Annotated in this window: 19 protein-coding genes; 16 read left to right on the forward strand and 3 right to left on the reverse strand. The window is 72.6% G+C overall.

Going from position 1 to position 21,501, the window contains the following annotated elements:
* Window positions 1-26 precede the first annotated feature (26 nt).
* From ABT354_RS26950 to ABT354_RS26990, 9 genes are all read left to right on the forward strand, one after another.
* Window positions 27-494 carry a VOC family protein gene (locus ABT354_RS26950; RefSeq protein WP_351498331.1) on the forward strand — a complete coding sequence of 156 codons (468 nt, stop codon included), beginning with the start codon at window positions 27-29 and terminating at the stop codon, window positions 492-494.
* Window positions 491-1,462 carry a 3-methyl-L-tyrosine peroxygenase-related protein gene (locus tag ABT354_RS26955; RefSeq protein ID WP_351498333.1) on the forward strand — a complete coding sequence of 324 codons (972 nt, stop codon included), beginning with the start codon at window positions 491-493 and terminating at the stop codon, window positions 1,460-1,462. The genes ABT354_RS26950 and ABT354_RS26955 overlap by 4 nt, the downstream gene beginning before the upstream one ends.
* Entirely contained in the window at window positions 1,456-2,361 is a 906-nt protein-coding gene (locus tag ABT354_RS26960) for an LLM class flavin-dependent oxidoreductase (protein WP_351498335.1), read from the forward strand. The genes ABT354_RS26955 and ABT354_RS26960 overlap by 7 nt, the downstream gene beginning before the upstream one ends.
* Entirely contained in the window at window positions 2,358-3,263 is a 906-nt protein-coding gene (locus ABT354_RS26965; protein ID WP_351498338.1) for a PhzF family phenazine biosynthesis protein, read from the forward strand. The genes ABT354_RS26960 and ABT354_RS26965 overlap by 4 nt, the downstream gene beginning before the upstream one ends.
* A 154-nt stretch (window positions 3,264-3,417) precedes the next feature.
* Window positions 3,418-5,211 carry a gamma-glutamyltransferase family protein gene (locus ABT354_RS26970; RefSeq protein WP_351498340.1) on the forward strand — a complete coding sequence of 598 codons (1,794 nt, stop codon included), beginning with the start codon at window positions 3,418-3,420 and terminating at the stop codon, window positions 5,209-5,211.
* A gap of 337 nt (window positions 5,212-5,548) precedes the next feature.
* Window positions 5,549-5,752, forward strand: a complete 204-nt coding sequence (locus ABT354_RS26975) for a cold-shock protein (RefSeq protein WP_030069301.1) — start codon at window positions 5,549-5,551, stop codon at window positions 5,750-5,752.
* 89 nt (window positions 5,753-5,841) lie between these two features.
* On the forward strand, window positions 5,842-7,467 hold the full coding sequence (locus ABT354_RS26980; protein ID WP_351498343.1) for a DEAD/DEAH box helicase: 1,626 nt from the start codon (window positions 5,842-5,844) through the stop codon (window positions 7,465-7,467).
* 324 nt (window positions 7,468-7,791) lie between these two features.
* On the forward strand, window positions 7,792-9,231 hold the full coding sequence (locus ABT354_RS26985) for an aldehyde dehydrogenase family protein (protein WP_351498344.1): 1,440 nt from the start codon (window positions 7,792-7,794) through the stop codon (window positions 9,229-9,231).
* A gap of 133 nt (window positions 9,232-9,364) precedes the next feature.
* The gene (locus ABT354_RS26990) at window positions 9,365-10,624 is read left to right on the forward strand and encodes an acyl-CoA dehydrogenase family protein (RefSeq protein ID WP_351498347.1); all 1,260 of its coding nucleotides are present in this window, start codon (window positions 9,365-9,367) and stop codon (window positions 10,622-10,624) included.
* A gap of 48 nt (window positions 10,625-10,672) precedes the next feature.
* Here ABT354_RS26990 and ABT354_RS26995 read toward each other — a convergent pair whose 3' ends face one another.
* Complete coding sequence (locus ABT354_RS26995; RefSeq protein WP_351498349.1) at window positions 10,673-11,644, reverse strand: AraC-like ligand-binding domain-containing protein; 972 nt, start codon at window positions 11,642-11,644, stop codon at window positions 10,673-10,675.
* Between the two features lie 176 nt (window positions 11,645-11,820).
* A complete protein-coding gene (paaK, locus tag ABT354_RS27000; protein WP_351498351.1) occupies window positions 11,821-13,179 on the reverse strand; it encodes a phenylacetate--CoA ligase PaaK in 1,359 nt (452 codons plus the stop codon).
* A gap of 285 nt (window positions 13,180-13,464) precedes the next feature.
* Here paaK and ABT354_RS27005 point away from each other — a divergent pair, with 285 nt between their 5' ends.
* The 6 genes from ABT354_RS27005 (at window position 13,465) to paaE (ending at window position 18,641) form a co-directional block, all read left to right on the forward strand.
* Window positions 13,465-14,688: a thiolase family protein gene (locus ABT354_RS27005; RefSeq protein WP_351498353.1), complete on the forward strand. Its 1,224-nt coding sequence runs from the start codon at window positions 13,465-13,467 to the stop codon at window positions 14,686-14,688.
* A gap of 187 nt (window positions 14,689-14,875) precedes the next feature.
* Window positions 14,876-15,871 (forward strand): 1,2-phenylacetyl-CoA epoxidase subunit PaaA, encoded by a 996-nt coding sequence (gene paaA / locus ABT354_RS27010; protein ID WP_351498355.1) that lies wholly within the window; start codon window positions 14,876-14,878, stop codon window positions 15,869-15,871.
* Entirely contained in the window at window positions 15,868-16,164 is a 297-nt protein-coding gene (gene paaB / locus ABT354_RS27015) for a 1,2-phenylacetyl-CoA epoxidase subunit PaaB (RefSeq protein WP_351498357.1), read from the forward strand. The genes paaA and paaB overlap by 4 nt, the downstream gene beginning before the upstream one ends.
* 34 nt (window positions 16,165-16,198) lie before the next feature.
* Window positions 16,199-17,026, forward strand: coding sequence for a 1,2-phenylacetyl-CoA epoxidase subunit PaaC (gene paaC / locus ABT354_RS27020; protein WP_351498359.1), 828 nt, complete (start codon window positions 16,199-16,201; stop codon window positions 17,024-17,026).
* The gene (gene paaD / locus ABT354_RS27025; RefSeq protein WP_351498361.1) at window positions 17,020-17,535 is read left to right on the forward strand and encodes a 1,2-phenylacetyl-CoA epoxidase subunit PaaD; all 516 of its coding nucleotides are present in this window, start codon (window positions 17,020-17,022) and stop codon (window positions 17,533-17,535) included. The genes paaC and paaD overlap by 7 nt, the downstream gene beginning before the upstream one ends.
* Complete coding sequence (paaE, locus tag ABT354_RS27030) at window positions 17,535-18,641, forward strand: 1,2-phenylacetyl-CoA epoxidase subunit PaaE (RefSeq protein WP_351498363.1); 1,107 nt, start codon at window positions 17,535-17,537, stop codon at window positions 18,639-18,641. The genes paaD and paaE overlap by 1 nt, the downstream gene beginning before the upstream one ends.
* 67 nt (window positions 18,642-18,708) lie before the next feature.
* Here paaE and ABT354_RS27035 read toward each other — a convergent pair whose 3' ends face one another.
* A complete protein-coding gene (locus ABT354_RS27035) occupies window positions 18,709-19,740 on the reverse strand; it encodes an Lrp/AsnC family transcriptional regulator (protein WP_351498365.1) in 1,032 nt (343 codons plus the stop codon).
* A gap of 115 nt (window positions 19,741-19,855) precedes the next feature.
* On the opposite strand from ABT354_RS27035, the gene ABT354_RS27040 reads away from it, so the two are divergent.
* Window positions 19,856-21,409, forward strand: coding sequence for an AbgT family transporter (locus tag ABT354_RS27040; RefSeq protein ID WP_351498367.1), 1,554 nt, complete (start codon window positions 19,856-19,858; stop codon window positions 21,407-21,409).
* Window positions 21,410-21,501 lie beyond the last annotated feature (92 nt).

The raw sequence follows: 21,501 nt of genomic DNA on the forward strand, positions 1-21,501 counted from the left end.
CCGTGGCGCCGACCGAAGGATCCCCCGTGACCCGCCCCGCACCGCCCCGGCTGCACCACATCGCCGTACAGACCGCCGATCTCGCCCAGAGCGTCGCCTGGTACGAGGAGTACTTCGGCTGCCGGCCGACCTGGTCCACCGATGTCTTCTCGCCGCTCACCCGCGACCGGCTCCCCGGCATCGTCGCCATGGCCGAAGTGAAGGCCGAGGGAGTGCGGTTCCATCTCTTCGAGTACGAGGGCACCGCCGGCGCCCAGCCCCTCCCGGAGCACCCCCGCTTCCAGCACATCTGTCTGCTGGCGACCTCCTCCGAGGAGCTGGCGGAGCGGCGCCGGCACTGGCTCGCCCTCCAGGCCACCGGCCGCTTCGCCTTCGCCCGCGAGGAGGGCCCCACCGACATCGTCGTGGACGAGGACGGTGTGGAGAGCTTCTACTTCTTCGATGTGAACGGCCTGGAGTTCGAGTTCACCCATGTCCCGGGGGGCGAGCGGTGAGAACCTCGTCGACCCGTGCCGCGCTGGACTTCCCCGGACAGACGGGCTGGGACTTCGGTGACTACCCCTACGCACTGGAGCCGCTGACCCTTCCCGCACCGCCGGTGCCCGTCACCGTCGCCCCCGGATCCCTCACCGGCGAGGCCCGGGACGCCGTGGACCGCTTCCTCGACGAGGCCCGCCGGGGATTCGGCACCACCGACCCGGTGACCCCGGACGCCCCGTCGCTGGAGCAACTGTTCTGGTTCCGCTGGATCATCGGCCACCATGTCTCCTTCGCCATCTGGCGGCTGCTCGCCGACACCCTCGCCGGGATCAACGCCGGCACCGGGGACCAGGACGCCGCCGCCGTACGGCTGACCGAGTACGTCCGGGCGTACTCCGGGATGCTCCTCTACACCGGCTCCAGCACCCGGGCGATCTACCAGCGGACGATCCGGCCCAGCATGTACCGCCAGCACACCAAGTTCAGCGGCACCTGGGCGCCGGACTACCCGGCCGTCCGCAGCCTCTTCCGGGGCCGCAGACCGCCGCCCGTGGTCCCGGCCCGGGAGCCGGAGCTGCTGCGCGAGATCGCCCTCACCAACCGGATCCATCTGGGCGTCGCCTCCCAACTGGTGGACCAGGGGCGCTCCCTGCTCCAGCGCTCGGTCCAGGAGGGCGACATCGGCGGCCACCGCGCCTGGGGCTCCGTCTTCGACTGCTACTTCCTCACCCTGCGCGGACCGGTCACCCCGCAGGAGGCGCTGGCCCAGCTGCTGCGCCGACAGCGGGCCGTCGCCATCGACCTCACCACCAACGGCCTCCACCCCGAGGCCGCCCGGCCCCATGACCCGGTCCCCGAGGAGCTGTGCGACCCGGCGGTGAGCGCCTGCGAGAAGGATCTGATCCCCGCGCTGGTACGGACCGCCGCGCTGGCCGCCGGACAGAGCCCCGGGGCCGGGTCCGGCACCCCGGCCGCGTGGTGAGCGCCCTGCGCCACGGTGTGGTGCTGCTCCCCGAGCACCGCTGGGAGACGGCGCGCGAGCGGTGGATCCGCGCCGAGGAGCTGGGCTTCGACCACGCCTGGACCTATGACCATCTGATGTGGCGCTGGTTCCGGGACCGGCCGTGGTTCGCGACCGTGCCCACCCTGACGGCGGCGGCGGCCGTCACCAGCCGCATCACCGTGGGCACCCTGGTCGCCACCCCCTCCTACCGGCACCCCGTCCCCTTCGCCAAGGAACTGATGACCCTGGACGACATCGCCCGGGGCCGGCTGATCTGCGGACTGGGCGCCGGGGCCGGCGGCCTGGACGACGAGGCCCTCGGCCAGGACCCGCCGACCCCCGCCGAACGGGCCGACCGCTTCGCCGAGTTCGTGGAACTCACCGGACTGCTGCTGACCCGGTCCACCACCAGCTACCGGGGCCAGTGGTTCAGCTGCCGGGACGCGGCCATGCGGCCCGGCTGTGTCCAGCGCCCCCGGGTCCCCCTCGCCCTCGCCGCCACCGGACCGCGCGGGCTGCGCCTCGCCGCCCGGCACGCGGACATCTGGATCACCGCGGGCCGGCCCGGCTGGGGCGAACCCCTCCGCTACGACCGGGCGCTGGACGGCCTGCACCGGCAGACCAAGGCACTGGACGCCGCCTGCGACGCCATCGGCCGGGACCCGGCGACCCTGCGCCGTCTGGTCGTCACCGGAGCGATGATCACCGAGGTCAGCGCATCGGCGGAGTCCTACACCGACGCCTGCGGGCGCTTCGCGGAGCTGGGCTTCACCGATGTGGTCAGCCACTGGCCCCGCCCCGACTTCCCCTACCAGGGACGACCGGAAGTCCTCGAAGAGATCGCCGCCACCGTTCTGCGCCCCGGAGACCGCCCTTGATCCCCTACGAGATCGTCCATATGTTCACCGACCGCCCCTACGCGGGCAGCCCGCTGGCCGTCCTCCCGGACGCCACCGGGCTGGACGACGGGGCGATGGCGGTCCTCGCCGCCGAACTCGGCACCACCGAGACCGCCTTCGTCCTGCCGCCCGCCGGGCCGGACGAGGAGTACCGGGTACGGGTGTTCCAGCCATCGGGCGAGGTCCCCTTCGGCGGCCACAGCGCGGTGGGCACCGCCGCCACCCTGGTACGGCTCGGACGGCTGCCGGCCGGGCCCCTGGTCCAGGGGTGCGGCGGCGGACGCCAGACCCTGACCGCCACGGCGGAGGGGGCCGCCCTGATCGGGCGCGGAGCGGTGCCACCGACCCCCCTCGACCCCGGACCGCTGCTCGCCGCCGCCGGGCTGAGCGGGGACGACGCGGGCGGTGGCCCCCCGCTGGCGACCGGCTTCGGCGCGGCCTTCGCCCTGCTCCCGGTCGACGGGGCCGCCCTCGACCGGGCCCGCCCGGACCCCGCGCGGCTGGCCGCCGAAGGACTCGCCGCCCTCGCCCTCCTCACCTGGGAGCCGGCGGGCCGCACCGTGCGGGCCCGGCTCTTCGCCCCCGGCTTCGGCATCCCGGAGGACCCGGCCTGCGCCCCGGTCGCGATGGCGTTCGGCCTCTGGCTCCTGGCGACCGGACGGCTGCCCGCCGGGGACGGCGACCACCCCTACACCGTCCGGATGGGCGGCGGCACCACCCGTACCGGCCGGATCGACTGTGTGATCACCCTGGAGAACGGGGAGGCGGTACGGGCCACCGCGGCCGGGGCGGTCACCGTCGCCGCCCGGGGCACGCTCGCCGTACCGACCGCGCCGCCCGTGTCACCGGTAACGGCCACCTCTCCCGTACCACCGGAATAGCCCGTACCCGCCGGAACAGCCTGTACCCGCCGGAATAGCGTGTACCCGCCCGAACAGCCTGTGCCTCCGCGAACAGCGCGTACCACCGCTTGAGCCCGTACGGGCGGAACGGCCCGTGCCGCCCACCGCCCGACCATCTCCGGAAGGACCCGTCGTGCTGCACCGCCCCGAACTCCACGGCACCCATGGCGCCGTCGCCGCCAGCCACTGGCTGGCCTCCGCGACCGGGATGGCGATGTTCGACCGCGGCGGCAACGCCTTCGACGCCGCCGTCGCCGCCGCCCTGGTCTGCCAGGTCGTCGAGCCCCACCTCAACGGCCCGGCCGGCGATGTGCCGATCATGGTGTACGAGGCGGGGAGCGGACGGACCCGGGTCATCTGCGGGCAGGGACCCATGCCCCGGGCCGCGACCCCGGCCGCCTTCCGGGAGCTGGGGCTGGCCGCGGTCCCCGGCTCCGGACTGCTCGCCGCCTGTGTCCCCGGGGCGTTCGGCGCCTGGATGCGGCTGCTGCGCGACCACGGCCGGCTCCGGGTCGAGGATGTGCTGGAGCCCGCCATCGGATACGCCGAGGACGGCTATCCGCTGCTCCCCAGGGCGGCGGCGATGATCGAGGTGATGGCCCCGCTCTTCCGGGACGAGTGGGCCGAGTCCGGGCGTACCTTCCTGCCCGGCGGACGGGTGCCCCGGCCCGGAGAGCGGATGCGCAACCCGGCACTGGCCGCCGTCTTCCGGCGCATCCTCGACGAGGCACGGGCGGCCACCCACGACCGGGAGGGCCAAGCGGACGCCGCCGTCACCGTCTTCTACCAGGGCTTCGTCGCCGAGGCCATCGACCGCTTCCTGGCCGGCACCGAGATGATCGACTCCACCGGGCGGCGCCATCGCGGCCTGCTCACCGGCGACGATCTGGCCTCCTGGCGGGCCGGCAGCGAGCCCGCGGTGACCTTCGACTACCGGGGCCACCAGGTCCACAAGTGCGGCCCCTGGTCACAGGGGCCCGTCTTCCTCCAGCAGCTGGCCCTGTTGGAGGGGTACGACCTGGCCGCCGCCGGATACGGGAGCGCGGACCATCTGCACACCGTGGTGGAGTCCGCGAAGCTCGCCTTCGCCGACCGGGAGGCCTGGTACGGGGACCCGGACCATGCCGATGTCCCCGTACGGGAACTCCTGGACCCCGGCTATACGGCGGCGCGGCGGGAGCTGATCGGAGCGCATGCCTCCGGAGAGCTGCGGCCCGGCTCCCCCGGCGGCCGGAAGCCCTGGATCCCGCCGGTCCGCGATCTCACCCCGGTGCCGGGCGAGCCCGACTGGCTCTCCCAGCTGGGCGACGGCATCCCCACCGTGCTCCAGCGCACGGCGGCCAAGGGGGACACCACCTGTGTCAGCGCCACCGACCGGGACGGCAATATGGTCGTCGCCACGCCCAGCGGGGGCTGGCTGAAGAGTTCCCCGGTCGTGCCGGGGCTGGGCTTTCCGCTCGGCACCCGGGGACAGATGGCCTGGCTGGAGGAGGGCCACAACAACACCCTGGCCCCGGGCAAGCGTCCCCGGACGACCCTCAGCCCGACCCTGCTGCTCCGCGACGGCAGGCCACGGCTGGCCTTCGGCACCCCCGGCGGCGACCAGCAGGACCAGTGGACGCTGAACTTCCTCCTCCACCATCTCGATTTCGGGATGGCGCCGCAGGCGGCGGTGGAGGCGGCGACCTTCCATACGGACCATGTGCCGACCTCCTTCACCCCGCGCCGCTCCGAGCCGCTCACCCTGGTCCTGGAGGAGGGCTTCGCACCCGGCACCCTGGAGGAGCTGACACGGCGGGGGCACCGGCTGAAGGTGGTGGCTCCCCTCTCTTTGGGGAAGGTCTGCGCCACCGGGGTGGACGAGCACGGCGGTGTGCTGGCCGCCGCGAGCCCGCGCGGGGAGCAGGCGTACGCGGTGGTCCGCTGAGTCCACCGAGGGGCCACCCTTCCCGCCGCCGCCCCGCCCGTTCCCCCGCCCGTTCCCTCCCTCGGATGCCGCCTCCCGGGTGCTTTCCCCGCCCGTCGGGCCGACGGGCGGGGAAGGGCGTCTCACCGTGACCCTCGGTAGTCATCCGTTCGAGGGAATGCCCCCGCTCGGGCGCGGCTGATGATCCACACAGCCCGCCGAAGTGTGCTACGGTTCTTCCGTTGCAGTTTTGGTACCCATGAACCTATGTGCGCCTGACGGGAATGTTTATCCTTCAGGCGCATTTTTGTTTCCGGCATCTCCGGATGGGGCCTCTGCTCTACACAAGGAGAATGTCATGGCACAGGGAACTGTGAAGTGGTTCAACGCTGAAAAGGGCTTCGGCTTCATCGAGCAGGACGGCGGCGGCCCCGACGTCTTCGCCCACTACTCGAACATCGCGACCCAGGGCTTCCGTGAGCTCCAGGAGGGCCAGCGGGTCTCCTTCGACGTCACGCAGGGCCAGAAGGGCCCGCAGGCGGAGAACATCGTCCCCGCCTAATCGGCCGGACGCGTATTCCCTCACCGGGGTCCGCACCGTCATGGTGCGGACCCCGGTTTGCGCTGTTTCCAGGAAGGCAGATAAACGGCATGTCCCGCAGGTCCCCGAAATCAAACCAGCGCGCCTCGTCACCCCGGCGACCCGCGTCAGTGCCCAGCGAATTCCGCCTGCCGGAAAGCAGCACACCCGCACTTCCCGCTGTCGAGGACTTCGCTGCTCTGGACATGCCCGCAGGACTGCTGAAGACGCTCACATCACAGGGCGTGACCACTCCGTTCCCCATTCAGGGTGCCACGCTGCCCAATTCGCTGGCCGGCCGTGATCTGCTGGGACGCGGACGGACCGGCTCCGGCAAGACCCTGGCCTTCGGGCTGGCGCTCCTGGCCCGCACCTCCGGACTGCGCGCGGAGCCCAAGGCGCCGCTCGCCCTGGTCCTGGTGCCCACCCGGGAACTCGCCCAGCAGGTGTCCGACGCGCTGACCCCCTACGCGACGGCCGTGAACCTCCGGCTGGCCACCGCGGTCGGCGGGCTCTCCATCACCAAGCAGGCCGGTGCGCTCCGCCGGGGCGCCGAGGTCGTCGTGGCGACCCCCGGCCGGCTCAACGACCTCGTCGAGCGTGGCGACTGCACGCTCGCCCAGGTGCGCATCACGGTGCTGGACGAGGCCGACCAGATGACCGACATGGGCTTCCTGCCGCAGATCACCCGGCTGATCCAGCAGGTGCGGCCGGACGGACAGCGGCTGCTCTTCTCGGCCACCCTGGACCGCAATATCGACCGTCTGGTGCAGCGCTTCCTGAGCGACCCCGTCGTGCACTCCGTGGACCCGTCCGCGGGCGCGGTGACCACGATGGAGCACCATGTCCTGCACATCCAGGACGAGACCGACAAGAAGGCCGTCACCACGCGCATAGCGGCACGTGACGGCCGGGTCATCCTCTTCCTGGACACCAAGCGGTCCGCCGACCGGCTCGCCAAGCGGCTGCTGGCCGCCGGTGTCCGCGCGGCGGCGCTCCATGGCGGCCGGTCCCAGCCGCAGCGGAACCGCACCCTGGAGCAGTTCAAGAACGGCCAGGTCACCGCGTTGGTGGCGACGAATGTCGCGGCCCGGGGCATCCATGTCGACGATCTCGACCTGGTGGTGAACGTCGATCCCCCGACCGACCACAAGGACTACCTCCACCGAGGTGGCCGCACGGCCCGCGCCGGTGGCTCCGGAAGTGTGGTCACCCTGGTGCTGCCCGAGCAGAAGCGCGAGGTCACCCGGCTGATGTCGGATGCGGGGATCCGTCCCCGTACCGCCCGCATCACATCGAGCGACGCGGAGCTGGCCACCATCACCGGCGCGCGTGAGCCGTCGGGTGTGGCCGTCACCATCGAGGTGCCCCAGCCCACCCCGCCGAAGTCGGCCCGACCGGGCGCCGAGGCCGGTCGGCGGGCCGGCCGCCGACGCCGCGGTGGCGGTGGCGGAACCGGCTCCCCGGCCGGTGCCACCACCGCGACGCAGGGGCGGGGCACCCGGCGGCTGGCCGGTTCGGCCGCCTCCGGTGACGCCCCCGCCTCCGGCGGACGCGGCGGCTCGGCCCGGAGCACGGCGGGCGACCCGGCCTCGGGCCGTGGCACCACCGGCGGGGCCGACCGCACCGCCGGCCGCCGCCGCGGTGGCAGCGGCCGTCGCACCTCCACCACCCGGGCGGCACAGCCCCGTTCCTGACCCCGCGGCACCGACAGGTGCGGGCGGCCTCGTCCCCTCGCTGAACACCACGGCGACGGACCGGCCCGCCCGCACCTGTCGGCGTTTCCGGACCGCGCCACCGGACCGCGCCACCGGACCGCGCCACCCGGCCGGGCTCCCCGTACCGCCCTCCCACCGCGCTCCGCGCGGACCGTGATCGTGCGCTCCCGGGCGACTGTTCGTGCGCCCAGTGGCGAGCCGCGGCCGGTGCGCCGGTCTAGCTTTCCCTCACACCGAGCCCCGTCGGCGGGAGCCCGTCCGCTCCCCTCGCCGGTGGGCCCACCTCCGAGGGAGAGACACCACATGCGCACCGACATGCTCATAGGCGGCGAGTGGACCGCCGGGAGCGGTACCGCCTTTCCCACGCTGAACCCCGCGACGGGGGAGGTCATCGCCGAGGTTCCCGAGGCCACCGAGGCCGATGTGGACGCGGCGGTACGGGCGGCGGACGCCGCGTTCACCTCCCCCGCGTGGGGCGGGCTGCTGCCCGCCGCACGGGCGAGGCTGCTGCTGCGGGTCGCGGACCTGCTGGAGGAGCACGCCGACGAGATGGCCCGGCTGGAGACCCGGGACCAGGGGCAGCCGCTCGGGGTGAGCGCCGGTTTCTCGGTGCCCAACGCCGTCGAGCACTTCCGCTACTACGCGGGCTGGGTCACCAAGATCACCGGAGTGACGGCACCCCTGTCGGTCCCGGACACCGACTACCGCTCGGTACGGGAGCCCCTGGGCGTCTGCGGGCTGATCACCCCCTGGAACTTCCCGCTGATGATCCTGGTGTGGAAGCTCGCCCCCGCGCTCGCCACCGGCAACACCGTGGTGATCAAACCGGCCGAGCAGACCCCGCTCTCCGCGCTGCGGCTGGCCGAGCTGATCGAGGAGGCCGGGGTCCCCGCCGGAGTGGTCAATGTCGTCACCGGCGGCCCGGAGACCGGCCGGGCGCTGGTCCGTCATCCGCTGGTCAGGAAGATCTCCTTCACCGGGTCCACCACCGCCGGGCGGGAGATCGGCGCGGAGTGCGGCCGGACCCTGAAGAAGGTCTCCCTGGAGCTGGGCGGGAAGGCGCCGAGCGTCATCACGGCCGACGCCGACATCGACGCGGCCGTCCAGGGCAATCTCCTGGGCGGGCTCCTCAACTCGGGCCAGGTGTGCGCCGCGTACACCCGCTTCTATGTCGACGGGAAGCGCCATGACGAGTTCGCCGAGAAGCTCGCGACGGCGGCCGGTTCGCTCCGGCTCGGGGACGGCCTCCACCCCGACACCCATCTCGGGCCGCTGGTCTCGGCCGAGCAGCTCGAACAGACCGTCCGCTATGTGGAGCTGGGCCGCGAGGAGGGCGCCGAGCTGCTGACCGGCGGCGGCCGTCCCGGCGGTGAGCTGGCCCCCGGCTTCTTCCATGAGCCGACCGTCTTCGCCGGGGTGCGGCAGGAGATGCGGATAGCCCGGGAGGAGATCTTCGGTCCGGTCCTCGCGGTGCTGCCGTACGAGGATCCGGAGGAACTGGTGGGGCTCGCCAACGACTCGGCGTACGGGCTGGCCGCCGCGGTCTGGTCACGGGACATCGGCACCGCCAACCGGCTGGCCCGGCAGATCAAGGCGGGCACGGTGTGGATCAACATGATGCAGGGTCTCGACGCCGCCGCGGCCTGGGGCGGGATGAAGTCCTCCGGCCTGGGCCGGGAGATGGGCTGGGCGGCCATCGAGGCGTACACCGAGATCAAGAGCGTCTGGACCAGCCGGATCTGAGGCAGGCGTACGGCCCCGGTACACGTACGGGCACGGGCACGAGCACGGGCGCACGGGCACGTGGGCGTACGGGACCGGGCCCCGGCGGAGTTGACGCGCCGCCCCACGGCGCACCGAACGAGGAGCACCCAGCATGGCCATCGACTTCACCCTCACCCCCGAACAGCGACAGCTCCGCCAGGAGGCCCGGGACTTCGCCCGGCGGGTCCTCACCGAGGTCGGCCCCGCCACCCGGCACCTCCCCGACCCCGAGGCGCGCTGGCAGGCGACCCGGCCCCTCTACGAACAGGTCGTCGCCGACGGCTGGCTGCGCCGGATCCTGCCCGCCCCGCTCGGTGGGGAGAGCCGGGGCATGGTGGACTTCGCCCTGGTCGCGGAGGAGTTCATCGCCGTCGACGCCAATGTCTCCCTCACCCTCTTCGCGGTCACCCTCGGTCTCACCCCCCTGATGGCGGCCGGCAGCCCCGAGCAGCTGCGCGAGCACTTCGGCCGCTTTCTGGAGCCCTCGGGCGCACCCCTCGCCGCGTTCGCGTTCAGCGAGCCGGGCGGGAGCGCCAACTACGACGCCCCGGCGCCCGCCGAAGGCATCCGTACCACCGCGGTCCTGGACGAGGAGCGCGATGAGTGGGTCGTCAACGGCGCGAAGAAGTGGGTCTCCAGCGCCGGTGGCTGGGACGGCGAGGGCCCCGATCTGCTGGCCGTCGTCTGCCGTACCGACCGGGACGCGCCGCCGGAGCGGGCGCTGTCGGTGCTGCTGGTCCCCGGCCCCGTACCCGGTCTCACCCTGGACACCAGCCTCGATCTGCTCGGCCACCGGGCCCATCAGACGCCCACGATCACCCTGCGCGATGTACGGGTACCGAGGGGCCATGTCCTCGGCGCGCCGGGGGCCGGGCGGGAGATCGTCGCGGGCAGCTTTGTCCCGACGGCCGCGCTGGTGGGGGTGTTCGCGCTGGCCAAGATGCGTGCGGCGTTCGAGTTCGCGCTCGACTTCGCCCGGCGGGAGCGGCGGGCGGGCGCGGTGCCGATCATCGACCACCAGGCGGTCGGCTATGCCCTCGCGGACGCCAAGTCGGCGATGGAGGCGGTACGTTCGCTGTCCTGGCGGGCCTGTCACGCCCTGGACACCGGGAGCCCGGGGGCGGTGGAACTCGCCCTGCACGCGAAGATCTTCGGCTCGGAGACGGCGGTACGGGTCATCACCGATCTGATGCGGGTCGTCGGCATGGACAGCTACAGCCATGAGAACCCGCTCGCCGGGATCCTCCAGGACGCGCTGGTCTACCCGCTGTTCGACGGGGGGAATCTCGGGGTCCGCCGGCGCCAGCTGCACACGATGCTGGCCGACCCGGGGTACGACCCGTCCGCCACCTGGCTGAGCGCTGCGCCGTAGGGAGGGCGGGGCACAGCAGGGCGCTTTAGCGAAGGTGGGCGCTCCCCGTCACTCCCGTGGCGCGCCCCGCGGGGTGCGGACGGCGGGGCGTACCCCCGCCGCCCGGCGGATCTCGGCCGCGCTCTGCCCGCATTCCGCGCGCAGGGCGCGGCTGAGGTGTGTGGCGTCGAGGAGGCCCCAGCCCGCGGCGATGGCCGAGACACTGCGGTCGGCCAGGGCCGGATCCGCCAGGTCCCGGCGGATGCGCTCCAGTCTGCGGGCCCGCAGCCAGGAGGCGAGCGTCACCCCGCGCCGCCGCAGGACCTTGTGGAGATAGCGCACCGAGACATGGTGGGCACGGGCCACCGACTCCGGGGACAGCCGGGGGTCACCGAGACGGCCGAGGCAGTAGGTGAGGATGCGTTCGCCGAGGTCGTCGGCGGGGCGCAGCTCCACGGGCTGTTCGGCCAGCGCGGTCAGGACGACGGAGACGAGCGCGTCGGCCAGATGGGGTCCCCCGCTGCCGCCACAGGCGTCGAGGTCCCCCGCCGCGTCCCGGAGGAGCGCCGCCGCGAGCCTTCTGCCGCCGCCGTCGGTCGGCACCGCCGCAGCGGTGCGGGCGGCCAGCCGATCGGTGTGCGGGCCCAGCAGGGTGCGCGGGATACCGAGGACGACCAGGTCGAAGGAGTCCCAGAAGCGCAGCCGGTAGGGTCGCGCGGTCTCGTAGAGGACGAGGTCGCCGGGGGCCGTCAGACACTGGCGGCCGTCCTGTTCGACGCCGGCGCGCCCGCTCCCGTACAGCGCGACCTTCACCAGCTCCCGGTCGCCCGAGCCGATGAGTGAGGGGGTGCGCAGCACCGTGCAGGGGCCGCCGGTGATCCTGGTGACCAGGACCTGGCCCGGCCTGGCGCTGTGGAGTGCGGGGGCGGGGCCGTGGGCCTCGGCGGATGGGTCGGGGCGGACGCGCAGGGGGGCGAACGCGTCGGAGACCAGCGCCTGGAACCGTTCGCCGTGTTCCAGGATGTCGGGGGTACCGGCCATGAACCGCCTCCTTCGCGATCATGCCATGGTGCTCGATCGCGACACCCGCACGGAAGGGCCGGGACCTGCGGGAAGGGGTACGAGTACGCCGGAGGGGCTGAGGCGCGCGGCGGAGGCCCGGAGGCCGGGGGCGCGCGAGAGGCCGCGCCCGCCGGGACCCCCAGGACCGCCGGGCGTCACTCCCCGCGCAGGTCCTTGATCCGGCGGATCTTGCCGAGGGAGCGCTCCAGGGTCTCCGGGTCGACGATCCGCACCTCCACGGTGATCCCCACCCCGTCCTTGACGCTCCGGGCGATGGACCGGGCGGCCTCCTCCCGCTGCCCGGGGCCGGCCTGGGGCCGCGCCTCGACCAGGACGGTCATATGGTCCATCCGGCCCCGGCGGGTCAGCTCGATCCGGAAGTGCGGGGCGACACCCGGGGTGCGCAGCACGATCTCCTCGATCTGGCTGGGGAAGACATTCACCCCCCTCAGGATGATCATGTCGTCGCAGCGGCCGGTGATCTTCTGGATCCGGCGGAAGGCGGGCCGCGCGGTGCCGGGCAGCAGCCGGGTCAGATCGCGGGTGCGGTAGCGGATGACGGGCAGTGCCTCCTTGGTGAGGGAGGTGAAGACGAGTTCGCCCTCCTCGCCGTCGGGCAGCGCCTCGCCGGTGAGCGGGTCGACCACCTCGGGGTAGAAGTGGTCCTCCCACACATGCAGCCCGTCCTTGGTCTCCACGCACTCCTGGGCGACACCGGGGCCGATCACCTCCGAGAGACCGTAGATGTCGACGGCGTGGATGCCGGCGCGCTCCTCGATCTCGCGGCGCATCTCCTCCGTCCAGGGCTCCGCGCCGAAGATGCCCACCTCCAGGGAGCTGGTACGCGGGTCGATCCCCTGCTTCTCGAACTCGTCGAGGAGGGTGAGCATGTAGGAGGGGGTGATCATGATGATCTCGGGGCGGAAGTCCTGGATGATCTGCACCTGGCGGGCGGTCATGCCACCGGAGGCCGGTATCACGGTGCAGCCGGCCCGCTCGGCGCCGTAGTGGGCGCCGAGACCTCCGGTGAACAGGCCGTAGCCGTAGGAGATGTGCACCTTGTGGCCGGGGCGGCCGCCCGCCGCCCGGATGGAGCGGGCGATCACATCCGCCCACAGGGAGAGGTCGTTGTCCGTGTAGCCCACGACGGTGGGACGGCCGGTGGTGCCACTGGAGGCGTGGACCCGCCGGACATCCGCCATCGGGACGGCGAACATCCCGAACGGATAGGTGTCCCGCAGATCGGCCTTGGTGGTGAAGGGGAACCGGGAGAGATCCCGGAGGGAGCGGCAGTCGTCGGGCCTGATCCCGGCCTCGTCGAATCGGGCGCGGTACAGCTCCACGTGGTCGTAGGCGTGCCGCAGGGTGGCGCGCAACCGGTCGAGCTGGAGCTCCGCCAGCTGTGCGCGGGTCAGCCGCTCGGCGTCGTCCAGCAGGCCGGGAGGGATCGCCGCTCCCCGGAGGGGGCCGGGGAGGATCCCGGGGCCCGCCACGGCCGTCGGTTCGGTGCTCATCGCGACTCCCTTGTCGTCGTGCTCGGTGTCCTGGTCACCGTCGCGCCTCTCGCTGCGGGGCGGGTGCCGGGCCCGCTCCCCCGCCGTGTTCCGGCGCCGTGCTTCCAACGCCGTGTCCCGGTGTCCGGGTGTCCGGGTGTCCCGGACCTTGCCTCCCGACCGAACATTCGGTTAGCTTGCGCCACGCCCAGTAATCCAGCCACCCCGCTGCCTGTCAAGAGGTGGAACAGATGCCCCCGATTCCCTCTGGCCGACGGCGGTCCGTACCCGCTGAGGAGTCCGCCCATGTCTGACGAGGTCTTCCTGATCGACGGCGCCCGTACCCCCCAGGGCCGCTACGGCGGTGCGCTGGCCACGGTCCGCCCCGACGACCTGGCGGCCCTGGTGGTCGGCGAGGCCGTCCGGCGCGCGGGCGTTCCGGGCGAGGCCGTGGACGAGGTGATCCTCGGGGCCGCCAACCAGGCGGGCGAGGACAACCGCGATGTCGCGCGGATGGCGGTCCTGCTCGCCGGGCTCCCGCACACCGTGCCCGGCTACACCGTCAACCGGCTCTGCGCCTCGGGCCTGACCGCCGTGGCCTCCGCCGCCCAGGCGATCCGCTCCGGCGAGGCCCAGGTCGTGGTGGCGGGCGGGGTGGAGTCGATGACCCGCGCGCCCTGGGTGATGGCCAAGCCGGGGACCCCGTGGGCCAAGCCGGGAGAGGTCCACGACACCTCGCTGGGCTGGCGGTTCACCCATCCGCGCTTCACGGCGGCGGACCGCGCGGTGCCCGCCGGCGCCGGGCCGGAGACCGTGCGGATCACCCTGTCGATGGGCGAGACCGCCGAGGAGGTCGCCGCGCTGGACGGCATCACCCGCGACGCGTCCGACGCCTTCGCGCTCCGCAGCCATCGACGGGCCGTCGCCGCCCAGGAGGCCGGGCGCTTCGAGCGCGAGATCGTGGGGGTGCCCGTGGGCGACACCACCGTGACCCGCGACGAGGGGCCGCGCCCCACCACCACCCTGGAGCGGCTGGGTGGCCTGCGGACCATCTTCCGGCCGGACGGCGTGGTCACCGCCGGTTCCGCCTCGCCGCTCTCCGACGGCGCCGCCGCGCTGGTGGTGGCGAGCGCCGAGGCCGTACGGCGGTACGGGCTCACACCCCGGGCCCGGATCGTCACCTCCGCGTCCGCCGGTGTCCAGCCGCAGCTGATGGGCCTCGGACCGGTGCCCGCCACCGAGAAGGCGCTCGCCCGGGCCGGCCGGACGGCCGCCGATCTGGACGCGGTCGAGCTGAACGAGGCGTTCGCCGTCCAGGCGCTGGCCGTGATCCGGCGGCTGAAGCTGGACGAGGAGAGGGTCAACGCCGACGGCGGTGCCATCGCGCTGGGGCATCCGCTGGGCTGCTCCGGCGCCCGGATCCTGCTCACCCTCATCGGCCGGCTGGAGCGCGAGGACGCCCGGCTGGGCCTGGCCACGCTCTGTGTGGGTGTGGGGCAGGGCGTCGCGATGCTGGTGGAGCGGGCATGACCGGAGGAAGGGCCGGATCCCCGGCGGCCAGGGCTCCAGGGGCCAGGGCCCGAGCGACCGGGCCCGAGCGACCGGATCCCGCCCGACAAGGTCGAGCCCGGCCAGGTCTTGCCCGGCCAGGTCTTGCCCGGCCGGAGGAAAGGCGCCACACTGATGCCAACCGAACGATCGGTAGGGGACGGTTTCGATGACCACGCCACACACCGGGGACGCACCGCTCCAGGAGCAGTTCGATACGACGATCGCGCGTGACCAGCGGATAGAACCGCGCGACTGGATGCCGGACGGATACCGCAGGACGCTGGTCCGGCAGATCGCCCAGCACGCCCACTCGGAGATCATCGGCATGCAGCCCGAGGGCGAGTGGATCACCCGCGCGCCGTCCCTGCGCCGCAAGGCCATCCTGTTCGCGAAGGTCCAGGACGAGGCCGGGCACGGTCTGTATCTCTACTCGGCCGCCGAGACCCTCGGCGCCGACCGGGCGGACCTCACCCAGCGGCTGATCGACGGCCGCCAGAAGTACTCCTCGATCTTCAACTACCCCACCACCACCTTCGCCGATATCGGGGTGATCGGCTGGTTCGTGGACGGCGCGGCCATCTGCAACCAGGTCCCCCTGTGCCGGAGTTCGTACGGGCCCTACGCGCGCGCGATGGTGCGGATCTGCAAGGAGGAGTCCTTCCACCAGCGCCAGGGCTATGAGCTGCTGATGACGATGGCGCGCGGCACCCCGGCCCAGCGGGAGATGGTGCAGGACGCGGTGGACCGCTGGTGGTGGCCGTCGCTGATGATGTTCGGCCCGCCCGACGGGGACTCGCCGAACTCGGCCGCCTCGATGGCCTGGAAGATCAAGCGTCACAGCAACGACGAACTCCGCCAGCGCTTCGTGGACATGACCGTCCCGCAGGCCCGGAAGCTCGGTGTGACCCTGCCCGACCCCGAGCTGCGCTGGAACGAGGAGCGGGGCCGCCATGACTTCGGCACCCCCGACTGGTCGGAGCTCCAGCGGGTCATCAGGGGCGACGGCCCGTGCAACGACGAGCGGGTGGCACGGCGGCGCACCGCCCATGAGGAGGGCGCCTGGGTCCGTGAGGCCGCCGCCGCACGGGCGGCCAAGGAGGCGGCCCGGGCAGCCCACGGCACCCGAACAGAAGAACGGACAGAGAAGGAGACGGCGGCATGAGCACCGCATCCCCGGGCGGCTGGCCGCTCTACGAGGTCTTCGTCCGCGGCAAGCGCGGGCTGAACCACGTCCATGTGGGCTCGCTGCACGCCGCGGACGACGCCATGGCCCTCACCCACGCCCGCGATCTCTACACCCGGCGCAATGAGGGCGTCTCCCTCTGGGTGGTCCGCTCGGAGCACATCGCCGCCTCCACCCGCGACGAGAAGGACCCGTTCTTCGCCCCCAGCGCCGACAAGGTCTATCGCCACCCGACCTTCTACGACATACCCGATGATGTCCCCCATATCTGAGGAGCAGGGGCCCACCGCAGCCGAGGAGCAGGGCATGAGCGACGACCATCTGTATCTCGCCCTCGCCGAGGGACACGAGGACGATGCCCGCTGGGCGTACGGCACCGGCTTCGAGGACCCCCTGCACGGTGTGGACACCGCCGTGCCCGAGGGGGTGGACGCCGGGGAGCTGGCCGCCCAGTGCGTCGCCCTCGGCGACGACGCCCTGATCAGCGCCCAGCGGCTGGCCGAGTGGACCACCCGCGCGCCCGAGCTGGAGGAGGAGGTGGCGCTGGCCAATATCGGGCTCGACCTGCTCGGCCAGGCCCGGCTGCTCTACGCCCGCGCCGGACAGGTGGACGGCAGCGGGCGCGGCGAGGACGCGTACGCCTACTTCCGGGACGCGCGGGAGTTCCGCAATGTCCGGCTGGCCGAACTCCCCTGCGGCGACTTCGCCTTCTCCATCACCCGGCTGCTGGTCCTCTCCAGCTGGCGGCTCGCCCACTTCCAGGCGCTCGCCTCGCACCCCGACCCGGTCCTGGCGGCCGTCGCGGCGAAGGGCGTGCAGGAGCTGACGTACCACCGCCAGTACGCGGCCCAGTGGGCGGTACGGCTGGGCGACGGCACCGAGGAGTCCCACCGCCGGATGGTCACCGCCCTGGAGCGGACCGCCCCGTATCTGGACGAGCTGTTCGCGGCGTACGACGTACGGGACGAGGTCACCGCGGTCCTGGAGCGGATCGCCGAGGAGACCGGGCTGCCCCGGCCGGCGGCCCGTCCCCTGCCGGGCGCCGGGCGGGACGGCGACCACACCGCTCATCTCGCCCCGCTCATCGCCGAGTTGCAGAGCGTGGCCCGCGCCCACCCGGAGGCGACATGGTGACCGCCCCGCCCACCACGGACCACGCCCGGCGGATCGCGGGACAGGTGCCCGACCCCGAGCTGCCCATGCTCACCCTGGCCGACCTCGGCGTACTCCGCGATGTCGAGGTCACCCCCGAGGGCGCGGTGGTCGCGAGCCTCACCCCGACCTACTCGGGCTGTCCGGCCATCGCCGAGATGCGGGCCGATGTGGCCGCCCGGCTGCGCGACGCGGGGTATGAGCGGGTGGAGATCCGTACCGTGCTCTCCCCGCCCTGGACCAGCGACTGGATCACCCCGGCGGGCCGCCGCAAGCTCGCCGAGCACGGCATCGCCCCGCCGGGGGCCGCGCCCGGCCGCCCCTCGGGACCGGTGCCCCTGGTGCTGGCCCCGACCCGGCGCACGGTGCCGTGCCCCCGCTGCGCTTCGGGGGAGACCGAGGAGACCTCCCGCTTCGCCGCGACGGCCTGCAAGGCGCTGTGGCGCTGCCGTGCCTGCCGCGAGCCGTTCGAGTACCTCAAGGAGATCTGATGGCAAACGTGATCCACGACCCGGCGGCCCTGCCGCGTACCCGCCGCCGTCCGGTCTTCCACTCCCTGCGGGTCGCCGGTGTCCAGCCCCTGTGCGAGGACGCCGCCGCCATAGGCTTCGAGATACCGGCCGAGCTGGGCCCCGAGTTCGCCTTCGCCCCCGGCCAGTCCCTCACCCTCCGGCGCGAGATCGACGGCCGGGACGAGCGCCGCTCGTACTCCATCTGCTCCGCCGCCGGATCCTCCCCGCGCATCGGGGTACGGGTGGTGCCCGGCGGGCTCTTCTCCTCCTGGCTGGTGCACGGGATACGCCCCGGTGACACCGTCGAGGTGATGGCTCCCACTGGTGTCTTCACCCCCGATCTCACCACCGCCGGGCACCATGTGCTGATCGCGGCGGGCTCGGGCATCACCCCCATGCTCTCCATCGCCGAGTCGGTCCTGGCGGCGGACTCCCGCTCCACCGTCACGCTCTTCTACGGGAACCGGCGCACCGGCACGGTGATGTTCGCCGATGAGCTGGCCGATGTGAAGGATCTCTATCCGGGCCGCTTCCACCTCGCCCATGTGCTCTCCCGTGAGCCCCGGGAGGCCGAGGTGCTCTCCGGCCGCCTCGACGCGGACCGGCTCTCGGTGCTCATCGACTCACTGGTCGATGTGGAGGCCGCCGACCACTGGTGGCTGTGCGGCCCGCACGGCATGGTCCGCGACGCCCAGCGGGTCCTGGCCGGTCTCGGCGTCCCCGACGACCGCGTCCACCAGGAACTCTTCTACGCCGACGACGAGCCCGTACGGCAGACGCACCACGAGGAGGCCGTCGCGGCGGGCCCGGTCAGCCAGGTCACCGTCACCCTCGACGGCCGCTCCACCACCTCGCCCCTCCCCCGGGGCGGCAGCATCCTGGACGGCGCCCAGAGGACCCGCCCCGACCTCCCCTTCGCCTGCAAGGGCGGCGTCTGCGGCACCTGCCGCGCCCTGGTCACCACCGGTACGGCCGATATGCGCCGCAACTACGCCCTCGACCCGGCCGAGGTCGACGCGGGGTATGTGCTGACCTGCCAGTCGTATCCGGTCTCGGACACCCTGACGGTCGACTTCGACAGCTGACCCGTACCGCCCCCGCCGATGCCACCCCTGCCGGTGCCGGTGCCGCTGCTGCCGGTGCCGGTGCAGGTCAGAGCAGCGTCGGCGCGTGGAAGGTGCCGAGGCCGGAGGTCTGGTCCCGGTCGACCCAGTAGCGGCGCGGCTCGACCAGCATCACATCGACGCTGACGGCGAGGATCCCGGGGATCTCGGCCAGCTCGTTGTCGATGAAGAGCGCCACGGCGGCCCGGTCGGTGACCAGCGCGGTGGCGAGGACGGACATCTCGCTGGCGACATGGGCGACGAGCCGGGTCTGCGGCAGCTGGTCGATGCGCCGCATGACCTCGGGGGTCTCGCCCGGGGCCACCCGCAGCCGGAGCATGAAGGGCGTCTGGAAGCCCAGCCACTCCGAGACGATCTCCAGCCGCGGCCGGACCCATCCCTCGTCCAGGATCCGGCGGACGACCCGATGGGCGGTGGAGGTGGCCAGACCGGCGGTCCTGGCGATGCCCGCGGCCGATGCGCGACTGTCCTGGATCAGCTCGGCGACGACGGTGCGCTCCGCCTCGCTCAGCGGCTTGCCGGGCGGTGTGTTGGTCGCGGTGGCGGTGGCGCCGGGCCGGGTACCCGTGAGCTTCAGCAGCTCGTCGCGCTCGGCGCCGGTGAGGAACTGGGGGTCCCAGGTGATGCCCCGGCGCAGGGTGCTCAGGGCGGGCAGGGCGTTGACCCGGCGGACGCCCGGGATGGAGAACATTCGGTCGATCGCCCGGCTGGTGGCGGCCTCGGACGGGGCGTGGACCACGGCATAGAGGGGATAGTCGCCGGAGATCTGCGCCAGCAGCTGGACATGCGGCAGGTCCCTCAGCCGCTGGAGGACGGCGAGCGGGGTGTCGCCGGTGATGTCCAGGAAGACATGGACCGGCATCGCCGTGGAGTGGATCCCCCAGTCGGCCTGCCCGATCACCCGGATCATCCGCGCCTCGCGCAGCCGGTCGAATCGGCGTTTCAGCGTACTGGCGTCGGCGGCCAGGATTCCGCCGATGTCGTCCCAGGTGCCCCGGGGTGCCAGATGCAGCGCGCCGATGAGGCGCCGGTCGAGCTCGTCGAGGAGAGGACGGGTCATGGAGCCCTACCTTAGCCCGCTGGTTAATCCCACCGTTACCTCCAGAGACTAGAGAATCTCTCACTCAGATGCCATTCTTCGCAGGAACATCCTTCCTGTCACCGAAGAGGTACCGATGAGTGTCACCTCCGTCCAGACTCCGCCGAGCGAGCCGGAGTCCAGAGCGCTGCGCGCCGCGTTCCGGGGATTCGCCGCGATCGAGCGGGTCGGCAACAAACTCCCCCACCCGTTCTGGCTGTTCTGGATCCTCGCGGGGGTCGTCGCCGTCCTCAGCGCCGCACTGGCGGCGGCGGACGTGAGCGCCGTGCACCCCGGTACCCGCGAGACCATCACGGTGGAGAGCCTGCTCAGCCAGGCCGGGCTCACCATGGCCATCGAGGGGGCCGTCGACAACTTCGCGGCCTTCCCGCCGCTGGCGACCATCCTCACCGTGATGTTCGGCATCGTCGTCGCCGAGAAGAGCGGACTCTTCTCCGCCCTGCTCCGCCGCATGGTCGCGCGGGTGCCGGGCAAGTACCTCACCTTCGCCCTGTCGATGACGGCCATGGTCAGCCATGTCGCGGGGGACGCCGCCTACTTCACCCTCATCCCGATCGGCGCGCTGATCTTCCGCGCGGCGGGCCGCAGCCCGGTGCTCGGCTGTATCGTCGCCTATGTCTCGATCTCCGCCGGTTACAACGCCTCTCCGTCGCTCACCACCACCGACGTCCTGCTGTCGTCCATCTCCACCACCGCCGCCCACACCATCGACGCGGACTATGTCGTCACCCCGGTGGCCAACTACTTCTTCGGGGTCGGCTCCTCGGTCCTGGTGGCCCTGGTGATCACGCTCGTCGTGGACAAGGTCCTCATCCGGCGCACGGACCTGGAGCCGGACGAGCCGGTCTCCGCACCGACCGCCGAGGAGCGGGAGGCGATCGAGGTCACCGGGGAGCAGCAGCGCGCGCTGCGGGTCACCGGGCTGGTCGCCCTCGGCTTCGCCGTGTTCCTGGTGCTGGCCATGGTTCCCACCGGCTCACCGCTGCGCGGCGAGGGCGGCGGCATCGTCAACTCCCCGGTGATCGGCGGCATGGCGCTGGTCCTGGGCCTCTTCTTCGCCCTGCTCGGTACGGTCTACGGGCGGCTCGCCGGCACCTTCACCGCGCCCCGGGACATCATCGACGCGATGATCGACGGCACCCGGTCGATGGCGCCGATCCTGGTCCTGTTCTTCGCGATCTCCCAGTTCCTCGCCTACTTCAAGTGGACGAACATCGGCGACATCCTCGCCGTCAAGGGCGCCGAGACCCTGCGCTCCCTGGATATGCAGGGCTGGACCGTGCTGGTCGGCATCGCGGTGCTGATCACCTTCATGAATCTGGTCATCACCAGCGGCTCCGCGCTGTGGGCGCTGGCCGCGCCGGTCCTCGTCCCGATGCTGATGCTCATCGGCATCGAGCCGGAGACCACCCAGGCCGTCTACCGTGTCGCCGACTCGGTCACCAACTGTGTGACCCCGATGAGTCCGTACTTCGTGATGGCCCTGGGCTTCATCCAGCAGTACCGCAAGTCCGCCGGGATCGGCACGCTGGCCTCGTTCACCATCCCGATCGCCGCCGTTGTCTGGGTGGCCTGGATGGCGTTCTTCGTGGCCTGGTACCTGCTCGGCATCCCCTTCGGCATCAGCTGACCCACCCCGTCCACCGCTGCCCCCGTACACCGCCGATCCAAGCCGGTCCGGCGCCGATCCCCCCGTACGCCGCCGATCCACCCCGTACACCG

Source organism: Streptomyces sp. NPDC000594, from assembly GCF_040299965.1.
Taxonomy (GTDB): Bacteria; Actinomycetota; Actinomycetes; order Streptomycetales; family Streptomycetaceae; genus Streptomyces.

Bases quoted from the DNA above. Each gene is read 5' to 3' on its own strand.
- ABT354_RS26975 (WP_030069301.1), top strand. From the start codon at position 5,549: ATGGCACAGGGAACTGTGAAGTGGTTCAACGCTGAAAAGGGCTTCGGC.
- ABT354_RS26980 (WP_351498343.1), top strand. From the start codon at position 5,842: ATGTCCCGCAGGTCCCCGAAATCAAACCAGCGCGCCTCGTCACCCCGG.
- ABT354_RS26985 (WP_351498344.1), top strand. From the start codon at position 7,792: ATGCGCACCGACATGCTCATAGGCGGCGAGTGGACCGCCGGGAGCGGT.
- ABT354_RS26990 (WP_351498347.1), top strand. From the start codon at position 9,365: ATGGCCATCGACTTCACCCTCACCCCCGAACAGCGACAGCTCCGCCAG.
- ABT354_RS26995 (WP_351498349.1), bottom strand. From the start codon at position 11,644: ATGGCCGGTACCCCCGACATCCTGGAACACGGCGAACGGTTCCAGGCG.
- paaK (WP_351498351.1), bottom strand. From the start codon at position 13,179: ATGAGCACCGAACCGACGGCCGTGGCGGGCCCCGGGATCCTCCCCGGC.
- ABT354_RS27005 (WP_351498353.1), top strand. From the start codon at position 13,465: ATGTCTGACGAGGTCTTCCTGATCGACGGCGCCCGTACCCCCCAGGGC.
- paaA (WP_351498355.1), top strand. From the start codon at position 14,876: ATGACCACGCCACACACCGGGGACGCACCGCTCCAGGAGCAGTTCGAT.
- paaB (WP_351498357.1), top strand. From the start codon at position 15,868: ATGAGCACCGCATCCCCGGGCGGCTGGCCGCTCTACGAGGTCTTCGTC.
- paaC (WP_351498359.1), top strand. From the start codon at position 16,199: ATGAGCGACGACCATCTGTATCTCGCCCTCGCCGAGGGACACGAGGAC.
- paaD (WP_351498361.1), top strand. From the start codon at position 17,020: ATGGTGACCGCCCCGCCCACCACGGACCACGCCCGGCGGATCGCGGGA.
- paaE (WP_351498363.1), top strand. From the start codon at position 17,535: ATGGCAAACGTGATCCACGACCCGGCGGCCCTGCCGCGTACCCGCCGC.
- ABT354_RS27035 (WP_351498365.1), bottom strand. From the start codon at position 19,740: ATGACCCGTCCTCTCCTCGACGAGCTCGACCGGCGCCTCATCGGCGCG.
- ABT354_RS27040 (WP_351498367.1), top strand. From the start codon at position 19,856: ATGAGTGTCACCTCCGTCCAGACTCCGCCGAGCGAGCCGGAGTCCAGA.